The 14,227-nt window shown below is 66.6% G+C and carries 15 protein-coding genes; 8 read left to right on the plus strand and 7 right to left on the minus strand.

All coding sequences use genetic code 11. The annotated features are described in order from the left end of the window. Position 1 precedes the first annotated feature (1 nt). Together EV646_RS36030 and EV646_RS36035 are read right to left on the minus strand one after the other, a co-directional pair. Positions 2–2,290 (minus strand): molybdopterin oxidoreductase family protein, encoded by a 2,289-nt coding sequence (locus EV646_RS36030; RefSeq protein ID WP_132156794.1) that lies wholly within the window; start codon positions 2,288–2,290, stop codon positions 2–4. 88 nt (positions 2,291–2,378) lie between these two features. Further along, positions 2,379–3,206, minus strand: a complete 828-nt coding sequence (locus tag EV646_RS36035; RefSeq protein WP_132156796.1) for an SAM-dependent methyltransferase — start codon at positions 3,204–3,206, stop codon at positions 2,379–2,381. A 489-nt stretch (positions 3,207–3,695) separates the two neighbouring features. On the opposite strand from EV646_RS36035, the gene EV646_RS36040 reads away from it, so the two are divergent. Then, entirely contained in the window at positions 3,696–3,929 is a 234-nt protein-coding gene (locus tag EV646_RS36040; protein ID WP_132156798.1) for a DUF397 domain-containing protein, read from the plus strand. Positions 3,930–4,135: 206 nt separating this feature from the next. Here the strand turns inward: EV646_RS36040 and EV646_RS36045 are convergent, their stop codons facing one another. Both EV646_RS36045 and EV646_RS36050 read right to left on the minus strand, forming a co-directional pair. Further along, positions 4,136–4,348, minus strand: a complete 213-nt coding sequence (locus EV646_RS36045) for a hypothetical protein (RefSeq protein WP_241996548.1) — start codon at positions 4,346–4,348, stop codon at positions 4,136–4,138. After that, positions 4,345–4,539 (minus strand): hypothetical protein, encoded by a 195-nt coding sequence (locus EV646_RS36050; RefSeq protein ID WP_132156800.1) that lies wholly within the window; start codon positions 4,537–4,539, stop codon positions 4,345–4,347. Before EV646_RS36050 ends, EV646_RS36045 begins: the two co-directional genes overlap by 4 nt. A gap of 447 nt (positions 4,540–4,986) precedes the next feature. Here EV646_RS36050 and EV646_RS36055 point away from each other — a divergent pair, with 447 nt between their 5' ends. Continuing rightward, positions 4,987–5,865, plus strand: a complete 879-nt coding sequence (locus EV646_RS36055; RefSeq protein ID WP_132156802.1) for a helix-turn-helix domain-containing protein — start codon at positions 4,987–4,989, stop codon at positions 5,863–5,865. Here the strand turns inward: EV646_RS36055 and EV646_RS36060 are convergent. Then, the gene (locus tag EV646_RS36060; protein ID WP_132156804.1) at positions 5,862–6,488 is read right to left on the minus strand and encodes a DUF2461 domain-containing protein; all 627 of its coding nucleotides are present in this window, start codon (positions 6,486–6,488) and stop codon (positions 5,862–5,864) included. The genes EV646_RS36055 and EV646_RS36060 overlap by 4 nt on opposite strands. 90 nt (positions 6,489–6,578) lie before the next feature. Between EV646_RS36060 and EV646_RS36065 the strand changes: the two genes are divergently transcribed. Then, positions 6,579–7,136 (plus strand): hemerythrin domain-containing protein, encoded by a 558-nt coding sequence (locus tag EV646_RS36065; protein ID WP_132156806.1) that lies wholly within the window; start codon positions 6,579–6,581, stop codon positions 7,134–7,136. A gap of 6 nt (positions 7,137–7,142) precedes the next feature. On the opposite strand, the gene EV646_RS36070 is transcribed toward EV646_RS36065, so the two are convergent. Further along, positions 7,143–8,300 (minus strand): epoxide hydrolase family protein, encoded by a 1,158-nt coding sequence (locus EV646_RS36070; RefSeq protein WP_132156808.1) that lies wholly within the window; start codon positions 8,298–8,300, stop codon positions 7,143–7,145. Between the two features lie 40 nt (positions 8,301–8,340). Next, a complete protein-coding gene (locus EV646_RS36075) occupies positions 8,341–8,631 on the minus strand; it encodes a hypothetical protein (RefSeq protein WP_132156810.1) in 291 nt (96 codons plus the stop codon). A gap of 277 nt (positions 8,632–8,908) precedes the next feature. Here EV646_RS36075 and EV646_RS36080 point away from each other — a divergent pair, with 277 nt between their 5' ends. The 5 genes from EV646_RS36080 to EV646_RS36100 are packed head-to-tail and all read left to right on the plus strand — an operon-like array spanning position 8,909 to position 14,227. After that, a complete protein-coding gene (locus tag EV646_RS36080) occupies positions 8,909–10,108 on the plus strand; it encodes an ROK family transcriptional regulator (RefSeq protein WP_241996549.1) in 1,200 nt (399 codons plus the stop codon). Next, positions 10,105–11,046 carry a carbohydrate ABC transporter permease gene (locus tag EV646_RS36085; RefSeq protein WP_241996550.1) on the plus strand — a complete coding sequence of 314 codons (942 nt, stop codon included), beginning with the start codon at positions 10,105–10,107 and terminating at the stop codon, positions 11,044–11,046. Before EV646_RS36080 ends, EV646_RS36085 begins: the two co-directional genes overlap by 4 nt. After that, positions 11,039–11,842: a carbohydrate ABC transporter permease gene (locus EV646_RS36090; protein ID WP_132156814.1), complete on the plus strand. Its 804-nt coding sequence runs from the start codon at positions 11,039–11,041 to the stop codon at positions 11,840–11,842. The genes EV646_RS36085 and EV646_RS36090 overlap by 8 nt, the downstream gene beginning before the upstream one ends. Positions 11,843–11,858: 16 nt before the next feature. Further along, positions 11,859–13,109 (plus strand): ABC transporter substrate-binding protein, encoded by a 1,251-nt coding sequence (locus tag EV646_RS36095; RefSeq protein ID WP_132156816.1) that lies wholly within the window; start codon positions 11,859–11,861, stop codon positions 13,107–13,109. Next, positions 13,106–14,227 (plus strand): glycoside hydrolase family 15 protein, encoded by a 1,122-nt coding sequence (locus EV646_RS36100; protein ID WP_132156818.1) that lies wholly within the window; start codon positions 13,106–13,108, stop codon positions 14,225–14,227. Before EV646_RS36095 ends, EV646_RS36100 begins: the two co-directional genes overlap by 4 nt.

Raw genomic sequence — 14,227 nt, forward strand, 5'->3', positions numbered from 1 at the left:
GTCACGCCTTCCTCACCCGAACGGCCACCACTTTGTAGATCGGTTGCTTCGACACCGGATCCCATTCGGTCAGCGTGAACTCGTTCGCCGCCGACGGAGGCGCACCCTCGGTCGCATCCCAGTAACCGAAATGGAACGGCACGAACACCACCCCCGGCCGGGCACCGCCGATCCGGGCCGCGCCCTCCATCCACCCCCGCGCCGACTCCACTCGCACCTGGTTGCCCTCAGCAACTCCAAGCTCGGCGGCATCGGCCGCGGACAGCTCCACCCACACCTTCGGCTCGGCCTGCTTGAGCTGCGGCGATCGACCCGTCTTCGTCCGGGTATGGAAGTGGTACGGCGACCGCCCGGTGGTCGCGATCAGCGGGTACGCCGACGAGATCCACTCCGGCGGCTCCGTGAACGGCATCGCCTTCAGGAACGCCCGGCCGCCAGGGTTCAAAGCCTTGTACTTCTCGGGTGTCGTGCTTCCACCGGTCAGCAAATCGTGGCCGTAGTCCTCACACGTCTCCGGTTCGGTCGGGAAGACCGAATCCTCATACAACCGATCAGTCCCCTCCGGTGCATCGTCGGTGCACGGCCACGGGATCCCGCTCGCACCCCGCAGAGCGTCGTACGTGAGACCGCTGTAGTCGCACGGTCGCCCGCGGGTGCATTCCTTCCACGCCTCGAACGCTTCCTCCGGCGTCGTCCAGCCGATCAGCGGTTCGCCGTCGGCGTCCCGGAAGTCCATCCGCCGCGCGTAGTCGAGGAAGATGTCCAGATCGCTGCGCGCTTCGCCGGGCGGATCCACGGCCTGTTCGGACAGATGCACCGTCCGGCTCGCGTTGGTGAACGTCCCCTGCTTCTCGCCCCAGAGCGCCGCCGGCAGCACGACGTCGGCGTACTGCGCGGTCTCGGTCAGGAAGCCGTCCTGGACGACGAGGAACAGGTCCTCCCGGCTGAGGATGTCGCGGATCCGGGGCAGTTCCGGCAGCGAGACGGCCGGGTTGGTCGCGGAGATCCAGAGGAAGTCGATCGACCCCTGATCGACGTAGCGCCAGAGCTGCATCGCATGCGTCGGCGGCGCCCAGTGCGGAATCTTCAGCCGGTCGACGTTCCAGAGCTTCGCCAACTCGTCGATGTGCTGGGGGTTGGCCCAGTTACGGAAGCCGGGCAGGTCACCGTCGGCGCCGCACTCGCGAGTGTTCTCCGCCGTCGGTTGACCGTTCATCTGCAGCACACCACAGCCCGGCTTGCCGATCAGGCCGCGAAGCAGGTGCAGGTTGTTCACCTGACACGACGCCGCAGTCGCCTGATGCGACTGATAGAACCCCTGCAACACGGTCGAGAGCACCCGCTCTGACCTACCGAAGATCTCCGCAGCATGCTGTACGTCGACCGCGTTCACCCCGCAGATCTCGGCCACCTGCTTCGGCTCGTACGACGCCACGGTCGCGGCCAACTCGTCGTACCCGATGGTGTGCCGGGCGACGTAGTCGTGGTCGACGTACCCGTGCTCGATCAGCTCGTGGATCAGGCCGTTCATCAGGGCTTGATTGGACCCCGGGAGCGGCGCGAGATGGACATCGGCGAGTCGTGTGACCGGTGTGTCGCGTGGATCGACGGCGACGATCACCGGTGCGTCCGGGCCTTCGACCCGGTCGAGGACGCGGGACCAGAGCACGGTCTGGGTCGCGGCCATGTTGTGCCCGAACAGGAAGAGCGCGTCGCAGTGCTCGATGTCTTCGTAGCTGCCGGGCTGACCGTCCGAGCCGAAGGTCTCCTTCAGCGCGGCGGCCGCGGTCGCGGTGCACAGCCTGGTGTTGCCGTCCATATGCGGAGTGCCGAGGCCGGCCTTGCCGATGACGGCGAGCGTGTAGTACTCCTCCAGGAACAGCTGGCCGCTGGTGTAGAAGCCCTGCTTCAGCGGGTGGCGCTTCTTCGACTCCTCGACGATGCGGCCCATCGCCTCGTCCCAGGTCGCCTGCCGGAGCCCTTCGGACGTCCGTACGAGCGGGTGAGTGAGGCGGTCCTGGTCACTCCACTGCCAGGAGGCGTACAGACCTTTCGGGCCGAGCCGGCCGTGGTTGATCCGGTCCCCGGCGCGACCGCGAACGCCGACCATCTTCCCGTCCTTGACCGCGATGTCGCAGGCACAGCCGTTGCTGCAGAGCACACAGGCCGACTGCACCCACCGATCCACCTCGGCTTCGGCGACCGCGAGCTCCTGATCGACCCGCTCCGGCCATTCGGTGCCGCGCTCGTGGGGCGTCCGTACGCCCCAGATGTTCTCGACTCTGTTCACGCCCTCGCGGTACCCCGGGCGACAGCGGACATGCGAAGGCGCGCGCCCCGAAACGGGACGCGCGCCTTGTCAGCGTTTCTACGGCGGTTCAGACCTTCTTGGCGATGCCTGCCATCAGGATCCGCTGGTACGGCTGCAGGTCCTCGGCCGCGGGGACGTCGCCCTCGGGGTCCTCCGGGAACCAGCGGGCCAGGAAGTCCAGACCCGGCGGCACGAGCGGCATCCCGAGGAAGTGCTGCTCGATCCGCTCCGGAGTCCGGATCCATCCGTTGCCGAGGCTCTCCAGACCGGCGCGCTCCATCCCCTTCTGCAGCGGCTCACCGGTGTCGACGAAGTCGGTGATGAACAGATAGCTGCCGGGCACCAGCTGGTCCATGATCGTCCGGACCCACTCGTCGGGCTTCTCGTCGTCGTGGAAGTGCATGTGGATGCCGACGATCATCAGCGCGATCGGACGGCTGAAGTCCAGGTGGTCCTTGATCTCCTGGTTGTCCAGGATGCCCTGCGGCTCGCGCAGGTCGGCGGTGACGACGATGGTGCTGTTGTTGGTCGCCAGCAGCGCGCGGCCATGGGCCAGCACGATCGGGTCGTTGTCCACGTAGGCGACCTTGGCGTTCGGATTGATCTCCTGCGCCGCCTCGTGCGTGTTCTTCTGCGTCGGCAGGCCGCTGCCGATGTCGAGGAACTGGTCGATCCCCGCCACACGGGCCAAGTAGTGGACGCCCTTGACCAGGGCCTCCCGGTTCTCGATCGCGCAGCGACCGGCGTCCGGAACGTACTTCAGGTAGAGCGCCGCGCCTTCCCGGTCGGCGGCGAAGTTGTCCTTGCCACCAAGCAGGGCGTCGTAGACGCGGGCGATGGTCGGTTGGGAAGTGTCGAACTCCGGAGTCGTGTCCGGAGCGTCGGAAGTCGCCATCGGCGCAGCCTTCGTGTCGGGGAAAAGGTGCTAGTCATCGTAGGGCAGTTCCGGACCTCGCGGAGCACTGGTACGGCGCTTCGGGAGTGTCTTTTCCGAGGTCGGCCGAACTGCCTGATTCGTCAACCACAGAAGCGATTCCGGATCACTCGAAAGTCTTGACAAACCAGGTGCCGACCGGGCCCCAACGACACCCTTCCCCCTCCCTCGATCTTCCAATCGCCGCGACACCTCAGTTCTCCGCCGGATGGTCACGCCGACGGCCGGACACCACCGCAGCCGGGTACTCGCGGGCCGTCGTTCCGCGGCGGCGTTCTGGACCGTCAAACCGGCCGAAAACGGTCACCTGCAGCAACCACCGCAGCGTCGATCGACGCGACTTCAACCACACCGCGTAACGGAGCGGACACAGGGCCCCCAAACGTGTACGATGCAAATGCAAGGCCAAATGCACGTGCATATGCCAAAGACGTACGAAAGGTGCAGCTGATGACTGCTATCTACAACGGCATGCCCGGCGACGCGGTGAGCGAGCTGATCTGGCGGAAGAGTCAGCGGAGTGGCCCGAACGGCAACTGCGTTGAGGTGGCGAAGCTCCCCGGCGGCGGGGTAGCGGTGCGGAACTCGCGGTACAGCGACGGACCCGCGCTGGTGTTCACCAAGGCCGAGATCGAGGCGTTCCTCGGCGGCGTTCACGACGGCGAGTTCGACGACCTCGCCTGAGCAAGACCAAAGTAAGACCGGAAAGCAGGGGCCCCTTCGCCAGGCGAGTGACGAAGGGGCCTCTTCCGTTGTCCGGAATCAGTCGTACGACGCTCCGCGGCCGGCTCGGCTGAGCGACCTACTCGGTCGCGGCGCACCACGTTGTACCGAAGAAAGACAACGAAGGCCGACCCTCGGCGAGGGTCGGCCTTCGTGGTGGGCTGAGGCTACTGAACGGTGAGCGGCCAGAGCTGTTCGCTGGGCAGTTCGGAGGCACTGCCGACGGCCGCATTGTCAACGGTGATACGCAATCCGGTGAACTTCGGCGTCATCACCCGCTGGTACCGCGACGCTCGATCGGGCTCGGCGGTGTACTCGGCGATCAGGTGGTCTCCCAGCCAGATCCGCACCATCTTCCGTCCTCCTCGTTCGGGGGTCATGGGGCCAGGCTCACGATCGGGTCGCCGTCGAGCTGGCGCACGCCGCGCAGCCAGCCCTCGAAGGCCCAGCGCTGTTGCTCGGGGCAACGCGCGACCAGTTCCTGGATCTCCCGCTCGGTCAGCTCGTCGGGCGCGCGTCCACCGGTCATGTCGGCGGTGTGCTCGGCTGCCTCACTGTCGTCGTCATTCATCGACTCGGGTTCCCCAACCAGTCGTGCCGACGGGGGCCCGCCGGCGGTCTGTAGGACCGGCCTGCCGGATCACGCGATGTCACGTTTCGCGAGATTCAGCTCACCTTCTGTGCATGAATCAATCATGGCGTCGGCACGCTACGAATGCAAGCGCCCGATGCACGTGCATCCGCACGTTTTCCACTTCGTGACCGGAAAACCGGGTTTCCCGCCTGCCGAGGGCCCGGTCTGGGGTCGTCGAACAGTGTTCGTCGGTGGTCGATCAGCAAACTTTGTCCGGACAAAGCGGATCTGCCTGATCGGTTAAGTGTCACGCTGCGTCACCGGCAGAGTGGATCCCGACGGCTTATGTAAGAACTTCGGCAGAATGCCCGCCCCTCGTGCGATGATGTGCAATTGCGGGCGTACTTGCCGGTGTCAGAGCTGCTGGGGGCTTGGGAGGTGAGTGTGAGCGAGTCGGGCGCGCAAAGCGGGCCGACCGCGCTGCGCATCATCCTGGGGGCGCATCTTCGCCGGATGCGGGAGGCGGCCGGTATCAGCCGGTCGGACGCGGGGTGGGAGATCCGCTCATCTGAGTCCAAGGTGAGCCGGATGGAGCTCGGTCGCGTCGGCTTCAAGGAGCGCGACGTCGCCGATCTGCTCACGCTCTACGGCCTCGACGACGGTGAGGAGCGGGAGCGCCTACTCGCTCTCGCGCGGGAGGCGAACAACCCCGGCTGGTGGCACCGGTTCGGCGACGTGCTGCCGAGCTGGTTCCACTCGTACCTCGACCTCGAGTCGGCTGCCCAGCTGATCCGTACGTACGAGCTGCAGTTCGTCCCCGGTCTGATGCAGACGCCGGAGTACGTGCGCGCCGTCGTACAGCTCGGTCGTGGCGTGATCCCGGCCGAGGAGGTCGAGCGGCGCGTCAACCTCCGGGTCAACCGCCAGAACGTACTGACCCGCTCGAACCCGAACCCGGTCCGGCTCTGGGCCGTCGTCGACGAGTCGGTGCTGCGCCGGCCGATCGGCGGGGTGAAGGCGATGTGCGCGCAGCTGGATCACCTGATCGAGCTGACGGACCTGCCGAACCTGACGCTGCAGGTGGTGGAGTTCGGCTCGGGCGGTCACGCCGCGACCGGTGGCGCGTACAGCATTCTGCGTTTCCCCGAACAGGACCTGCCGGACATCGTCTACATCGAGCACCTGACCAGTGCGCTCTACCTGGACAAGCTCGACGACCTCGACAAGTACACAGCCACGATGGAGGCGCTCTGCCTCGCGGCCCAGCCGCCGAACCGGACGCGCGACATCCTGACCAAGATCCAGCGCGAGTACGAAGGCTAGGAGTTGTCGGTCAGCCAAGTGATCAACGGCTTGGTGGCTGCCCAGTCGGCACGGATGCGCGCCGCGAGCTCCGGTGTGTGGATGACGGGCTCGAAGCCGTAAGACTTGACGACGGTCAAGGACTTGTGCCGGAGCAGCTCGATCCGCGGGTGGTCAGCGTCGTAGCCGCGCGGGCTGGTCTTCAGCTGGTCGCCGCCGACAGTCCAGCCCGCCGCGGTCAGATCGGCCAGGAGTTTCTCCAGGTTCTTACCGCGCCGGTCGTCGTCGATCGCCGTACGCACGCGGGCCAGCCGTTCGGAACTCGCCTCGTAGAAGCCGGCCGCGACGCGAACCCCAGGCGCGGCGACCTCGACGTACCACCCGGTGGCCGGGGCAACGTCGATGAACGCACCTTGGTGGGTCTTGTACGGCGTTTTGTCCTTGGCGAAGCGGACGTCGCGATACGGCCGGAAGATCTTCGCGGTGCCGAACTCCTCCTCGAGCTCCGCCAGCAATGCCGCCATCGGCGCCCGGACCGACTCCTCGTAGACGTGCTTGTTCGCCGTCCAGAACGTCTTGGTGTTGTCCATCTCGAGGTCGTCGTAGAAGTCCAGCGCGGCGGCCGGGAACCCGGTGAAGCTCATGGCAGCACGATATGTCGGCACAACGGAGGTGATTGACCGCGGGTACCGGGGGCGCGCTCAAGTTGGGCGCCGAAACGAGAGGGGACCGAGATGCCCGCGGACGTTGTCGATCTGATCATGCAGGACCACCGCGAGGTGGAACGGCTCTTCGAGGAGCTGAAGGAGAACCCGGACAAGCGCCCGAACCTGCTGCCGGTGCTCACCACGCTGCTCACCGCCCACAGCCGCGCCGAAGAGGCGGAGGTCTACCCGGTGGCGGCCTCCGAGGCGGGTGAGAAGGAGGAGGTCTCGCACAGCCAGCAGGAGCACGTCGAGGCAGACCAGTTGCTGGCGAAGCTCGCGAAGACAGACCCAGCCTCGGCCGACTTCGACAAGGCGCTGCAGAACCTCGTCGACGCGGTCACCCACCATGTCGAGGAAGAAGAAACCAAGGTACTCCCGGGGATGCGCTCGAACCTGTCGGATCAGCGCCGCGCGGAACTCGGTGAGGCATTCGTTGCCAGCCGCAAGCAACACCTCGGCGAGCAGCCCGGTGACATGACCCGTGAGCAGCTTGCCCAGCAGGCAGCCAACGCGGACATTTCCGGCACCTCCGGCCTCAGCAAGGACGAGCTGCAGAAGAAGCTGCAGAGCGAAGCCGAGAGCTGATGCTGCTCACTGCAGACCGCGGAAGAACTCCCGGACGTCGGTCACGAGGACCTCAGGTTGCTCGAGCGCCGCGAAGTGGCCGCCGTTCGGGTGGCTGGTCCAGCGGACGATGTTGTCGGTGTGCGCGACCCGGTGCCGGAGCGGGATGAAGTTGTCATGGGCGAGGTCGAGCAGTGCCGTCGGCGTGGTCGAGGGCTCGGGTGGCTGACCCCAGTACGGCGCATGCGCCCGCTCGTAGTAGATGCGTCCTGCCGATCCCGCCGTACGGGTGAACCAGTAGAGCATCACGTTGGTGAGCAGGTGATCGCGGTCGAGGTCGCTCGAGGGGTCCGACCAGTCGTGGAACTTCTCGGCGATCCACGCCAACTGGCCGACCGGTGAGTCAGTGAGGGCGTAGGCCAACGTCTGCGGCTTGGTCGACTGGAGGTCGGCGTACCCCTGCTTCTCCTTCAACCATCCCTGCTGCCGGCGCCAGGACGCCCATGTGCGTTCGCGCTCGGCCGGGGTCAATGGCTCGAGTTCCTCAGGTGTCGGCTCGGAGGTCGCACCCGCGCCGGGGATGAGATTGAGGTGTACGCCGATCACCCGCTCGGGCTGGATGCGCCCGAGCTCGCGTGATATCGCCGCACCCCAGTCACCGCCCTGTACGCCGTAGCGGTCGTAGCCGAGGCGTTCCATCAGCACGCCCCAGGCGCGGGCAGTCCGCATGAACTCCCAGCCGGGCTCGCGCGTCGGCCCGGAGAGCGGGAAGCCGGGGATGCTCGGCAGGACCAGGTGGAACGCGTCGGCCGGATCGCCGCCGTACGCGCGGGGATCGGTCAACGGCCCGGCGACGTCGGTGAACTCGACGATCGAGCCCGGCCAGCCGTGCGTGAGGATCAGCGGCATCGCCTCCGGCTCCGGCGAGCGGAGATGCGCGAAGTGCACTCCTGCGCCGTCGATCGTGGTCGTGTGCTGCGGCCATTCGTTGAGCCGCGCCTCCGCCTTGCGCCAGTCGTACTCGGTCCGCCAGTAGTGGACGAGTTCCTGGAGGTAGGCCAGCGATACGCCGTACGCCCAGCCGACGCCGGGCAGTTCGTCCGGCCAGCGGACCAGGTCGAGCCGGGCCCACAGGTCGGTGAGGTCGGCTTCGGGGATCTCGAGGCGGAACGGTTCGATCGTCACCCGGTCAGCCTGTCGCGGCCGGGCCGGAGGTGCACGTCAATTAGGCGCTGGCCTTGTCGCGGACGACCTTGACCGTGGCGGCGGCGATCAAGGCGAGGACGCCGGCGCTGATCACGATGGTGACCAGCGTGCTCGCGCTGTTCAGCCGGCTGTCGCACGCCATCGGGGTGAGCCCTGCGGCCGGCTGAAAAGTGGAACCACAGTCGATGCCACCGGCCGACACCGACCGGAAGCCGAGCGCCACCCCGCCGAGCAGCAGAGCCACTCCGGCGATGGCGAGAACCTTGTTCAGCGTCGTCACAACGATCCCGGCGCCGCTGATCGCGGGCACACCGACGGCATGCCCTGTGAGCCCCGTTGCACTGCATTCACTCCTGACCTCGACTGACCACCCGGCATCGAACTTACGGTCCGGCGCCGACGGATCCACACCCGAGCGGCAGGTCAGCATCGATTCTTCACACAGTCCTTACTCAGGACATGGACAATCGTGATCCGGGTCTCAGGATTTGATCAAACAGGGCCTCGAGGTCTTGACAGGGCATCGCCACCGATGCTTACTTTTGGACTAAATTTAGTGCCGAAGTAAGTCAGGTGGAGGTGCGGTGGTGACTGGTCAGGGGCCACGGGGTGACCTGGTGCCGTCTGGCATCGTGGCGCTGCTGGGGACGCGCGGGCCGACCTCGCGGACCGACATCGCACGCGGCCTCGGCCTCAGCCCGGCGACGGTCACGCAGGTGACCAAGGACCTGATCGCGCGTGGTGTGGTCGAGGAGCTCGAGTCGGTGCCGTCGAACGGCGGCCGGCCGGCCAGGCTGCTCGGGCTGGTCAGCCAGGCCGGCGTCGCGCTCGGCGCCAAGGTCACCGCCGATCACGTCGCCGTCGTCACGGTCGAGCTCGACGGGACGGTCCGCTCCGCGCGGTCGCATCCGTACGACCCCGGCACGAGCGACGCGCTGGGAGAGCTGGGCCGGATCCTCGCCGCGGAAGTCGCCTCGCTCGACGACCGGCTCCTCGGTGTCGGCGTCGGCGTACCGGGTTCGGTCGACTCGCAGGCTTCGGGGATCGTCGACGCGCCCACCCTGTCGTGGCAGGCCGCGCCGGTCGGTCCGATCCTGCGACAGGCCGTCGGTACGCCGGTTCTGGTCGACAACGACGTGAACACGCTGGCCGCGGCCGAGCGGCTGTACGGGATCGGCCGCGAGCATTCGGCGTACCTGGTGGTGACGATCGGGCGCGGCATCGGCTGCGGGATCGTGGTTGACGGGGGCATCTATCGCGGCGCCAACGGCGGCGCCGGCGAGATCGGCCACATCCCGGTGTGGACTTCCGGCGGTTCCGGTGGTGCGGAACCGCCGTGCACGTGTGGTTCGACCGGCTGCCTTGAGGCCTACATCGGAGCGGACGGACTGGTTCGTACGGCGCGCGCCCGGTGCGGCATCGAGTCGCTCGAGGAGCTGTTGCGCGCGGCAACCAATGGATCCACCGAGGCACGGGCGATCTACGCGGAAGCGGGTGAGCTGCTCGGGCGGGCGCTGGCCGGGGTGATCCACACCGTCGACCCGGAGGTCGTCGTACTGCTGGGGGAAGGGGTGGACGGATGGGAGTTCTGGCAGACCGGGTTCGAGCCGTCGTTCCGGCGATCGTTGCTGCCGGCCCGCAAAGGCGTCCCGCTCGTGGTCGAACCGTGGACGGAGGATCAGTGGGCTCGCGGCGCGGCGTCGCTGGTCCTGGGGTCGCCGTTCGACTCGGCCGGCAACGGCGGCGAACAGAGCCGGCTCGTCCGGGCTCGGCTGGGCGCATCGTGAGTACGTCGACACTCACCCGGCCTTCCCGGGCGCCGCAGACGAGCCGGTCAAGCACGGTGCGGCGGACGATGGGCTGGAAGAAGCTGGGGTGGGTGCTGTTCTTCCTGTTGCCCAGCGCGATTCCGTTGTTCGTGTTCACGTTGGTGCCGATGGTGTCCAGCCTGTGGGTCAGCTTGCACAAGTGGAACCTGATCTCGCCGATGGAGTGGGCCGGTCTCGACAACTACACCAACCTGCTCACCGACCCGATGACGCGCCGGGTGTTCCTGCACACGCTGATCTACGTCGCCGGCTACCTCCCACTGGTGTACGCCGGTGGCCTCGGGCTCGCGCTCGCACTCAACCAGAGACTCAAGGGCCGGGCGTTCCTGCGGGCGACGTACTTCCTGCCCGTGGTGACCAGTTGGGTCGTCGTCGCGCTGGTCTGGAAGTGGCTGCTCAATCCAGCGAACGGGCTGGTCAACCAGTTGCTCGGGGCAATCGGTCTGTCCGGTCCGGGATGGTGGACGGATCCGCAGTGGGCCTTACCCGCGGTGATCCTGTCGTCGGCCTGGAAGGACCTCGGGTTCGTGATGGTGATCCTGCTGGCGGGGTTGCAGTCGATTCCCTCCGATGTGTACGAGGCGGCGACCGTGGACGGGGCGAGCGCCTGGCAGCGGTTCTGGCGGATCACGCTGCCGCTGCTGTCGCCGTCGACCTTCTTCGTGGTGGTGATATCACTGATCAACGGCTTCCAGGTCTTCGACCAGGTGTACGTGATGACCGGCGGTGGACCGGCTGGGTCGAGCCAGGTGGTGGTCGGGCAGATTTACGACCTCACCTTCCGGTACGGACGCGCCGGCGAGGCGTCCGCGCTCTCGTGGATCCTGTTCGCGCTGATCCTGGTGATCACCGTGATCCAGATCCGCGGCCAGCGGAAGTGGGTGCACTATGCGTAGGTTCCTGCTGTACGCAGCCGTCCTCGTCGGCGCGGCCGTCATGCTCTTCCCCTTCCTGTGGACGGTGATCACCTCGATCACGCCGGAAGGCTCACTCGCCGACGGTCCGACGCTGGTTGTCGACAATCCGACTCTCGACGCCTACCGCACCTTGCTGGACGCGATGCCGATCTGGCGGATCCTGGCCAACTCGCTGCTGATCGCGATCGCCTCCACGGTGTTCCAGCTCGTCACCGGTTCGATGGCGGCGTACGGGTTCGCCCGGCTGAACTTCCCGTTGAAGAACGTGATCTTCGGCTGCTACCTGGCGACACTGATGGTGCCGCTGCAGGTGCTCGTCGTACCGCTGTTCATCGAGATGAAGACGCTGAATCTGCAGGACACGTACTTCGCGCTGCTGGCGCCGACGATCGCATCCGCCTTCGGTGTCTTCCTGCTCCGGCAGGCCGTCACCGCCGTACCGGCCGAATTGGACGAGGCGGCAACCATCGACGGCGCCGGGCACCTGCGGATCTTCACCACCATCGTGCTGCCGCTGATCCGGCCCGCACTCGCGACCGTCGCGGTGTTCGCGTTCATGGGCAGCTGGAACAGCTTCCTCTGGCCGCTCGTCGTGATCCGGTCGCCGGAGTTCATGACCTTGCCGCTCGGACTGGCCACGCTGCAAGGCCAGTTCACGACGCAATGGGACGTCGTGATGGCGGGGTCCGTCGTCTCGATCGTGCCCATCGCCATCGTCTACCTGCTCGCGCAGCGCCACATCATCGCCGGTGTGGCACACACCGGCATCAAGTAAGAGGGGATGTTTGATCATGCGCCTATTGAAGTTTGGGGTCGCCGGGCTGGCCGGCATACTCGCGCTGACCGCCTGCGGGCAGGGCTCGGCAACCAAGGAAGCAGCCGCTCCCGACGGTAAGTCGGTCGTCCGGTACATGAACTTCTCCGCCAACGACGGCCACGAGAAGGACCTGACCGCGATCGTCAACGCGTTCCAGACCGCCAACCCGAACATCACCGTCCAGGTCGAGACGGTGCCGTACGCGAACTACTTCACGAAGCTGCAGACCGCGGTCGCTGGTGGCACCGCGGCCGACGCCTTCGAACTCAACTACGAGAATTTCGTGACGTACGCAAGCAACGGCTCGCTCGCCGAGCTGAAGAGCGTCGACTCGTCCGTCTACAAGAAGTCCCTGTACGACGCATTCACGTCGGATGGGAAGCAGTACGGCGTACCGGAGTCCTTCTCGAACGTCGTGCTCTTCTACAACAAGGCGCTGTTCAAGCAGGCTGGGGTCGCTGAGCCGACCGCCTCGTGGACGTGGAAAGACGAGCAGGCGGCGGCTGCCAAGCTGACGAACAAGGGTTCGAAGGTCTGGGGCGACTACCAGCCGGTGTCGTACAACGAGTTCTACAAGGTACTCGCGCAGAACGGCGGCTCGTTCCTGAACGCGGAGCGGACCGAGGCGACGTTCAACTCGCCGGAGGGTGTCGAGGCGGCGAAGTTCCTGGTCGAGAAGGTCGGCAAGACGATGCCGACCGAGGCGGACGGCGCGGGGACGCCGGACTTCGACTCCAAGCTGTTCAAGTCCGGGAAACTGGCGATGTGGCATACCGGGATCTGGATGTTCTCTCCGATGGCGGATGCTCCATTCGACTGGGATGTGGTCGTGGAGCCGGGGAACACGCGCAAGGCGTCGGCGATGTTCGTCAACGGGCTGGTGGTGAACGCCGCGTCCAAGAACGCCGAGGCCGCACAGAAGTGGATCAGCTTCCTGGCGTCGTCGGACGACACCACCAAGACCCGCCTGGCGACGTCGTGGGAGCTGCCGCCGGTCGCGGACGAGGCGAAGCTCGCGCCGTACCTGGACCAGCCAAAGCCGGCCAACCGCGAGGCGGTCTTCACGGCACTCGACGAGCCCGTGCTACCCCCGGTGATCGAACGCCAGCAGGAAATGCAGGACCTGGTCACCGCCGAGCTGACCTCCGCGGCAGCCGGGCGCAAGACGGTCGAGAAGGCCCTAGCCGATGCCCAAACCAAGGTGAACGGTCTCCTGAAGAAGTGAAAGACGAACAAGCACCCGCCCCCTCGCTCCGCTCGGGGGCGGGGAAGCTGAAGGACCTGGCCGACCGCAGCCACGCGATCATCATCGAGCATCAGGATGTTGGTGGGGCTTATCCGGCTGCGCCTACGTTCTCGGCGTACAAGGGGTATGCGTGGCTGCGGGATGGGTCGTTTACCGCGGAGGGGATTTCGCGGTACGGCGATGTGGCGTCGGCTTCGCGGTTTCATGACTGGGCGGATCGGGTGTTGCGGGGTCGCCGGGCACAGGTCGACGACCTGTGCGCGGCGGCGGCCCGGGGTGAAGTGCCGGCTGACTCGGCGATGTTGCCGACGCGGTTTACGTTTGACGGGGCTGATGGGTCGGATCCTTGGTGGGACTTTCAGACCGACGGGTATGGGATGTGGCTGTGGTCGGTCGTCACGCACGCCGCGCGGCATGGGCTCGATCTCGAGCGGTGGAGGGGTGGGATCGACGTCGCGGTCGACTATCTGGTCGCGGTCTGGGACCGGCCGTGCTACGACTGGTGGGAGGAGCATGTCGAGCATCGGCATGTCTCCACCCTCGGCGCCATCCACGGCGGATTGGTTGCCATCAGCCCATATACGTCGGCTCCGGCGTCGGCCGTTGCCGCGAGCATCCGTGAACTGGTCGATGCTCACGGCATCCATGACGGTCATCTGACCAAATGGTTCGGGACCTCGGCGGTGGACGGCTCTTTGCCGGCGTGCGTCGTACCGTTCGGGTTGGTGTCAGGCTCGACTGCTGCCGCCACTCTGACCGCCGTAGCCCGGGAGCTGGATGTCGACGGTGGCGTGCATCGGTTCCGCGCGGACGTGTTCTACGGCGGCGGGCAGTGGATCCTGCTGTCCGCGCTGCTGGGCTGGAACCTCGCCGTCGCAGGTGACGTCGACGGTGCCTGGCGTCACCTCCGCTGGATCGCCGCTCAGGCCGATGCCGACGGCAACCTCCCCGAGCAGGTCCCGCATCACCTGCTGCACCCCGGATCGCGTGACGAATGGATCGCGCGCTGGGGAACCGTGGCCAGTCCTTTGCTCTGGTCGCACGGTATGTACCTGATCCTCGCCGACGAACTCGGCATCACCCGCAAGGCTGACTGA

Origin of the sequence: Kribbella antiqua (assembly GCF_004345665.1) — a bacterium.
GTDB lineage: Bacteria > Actinomycetota > Actinomycetes > Propionibacteriales > Kribbellaceae > Kribbella > Kribbella antiqua.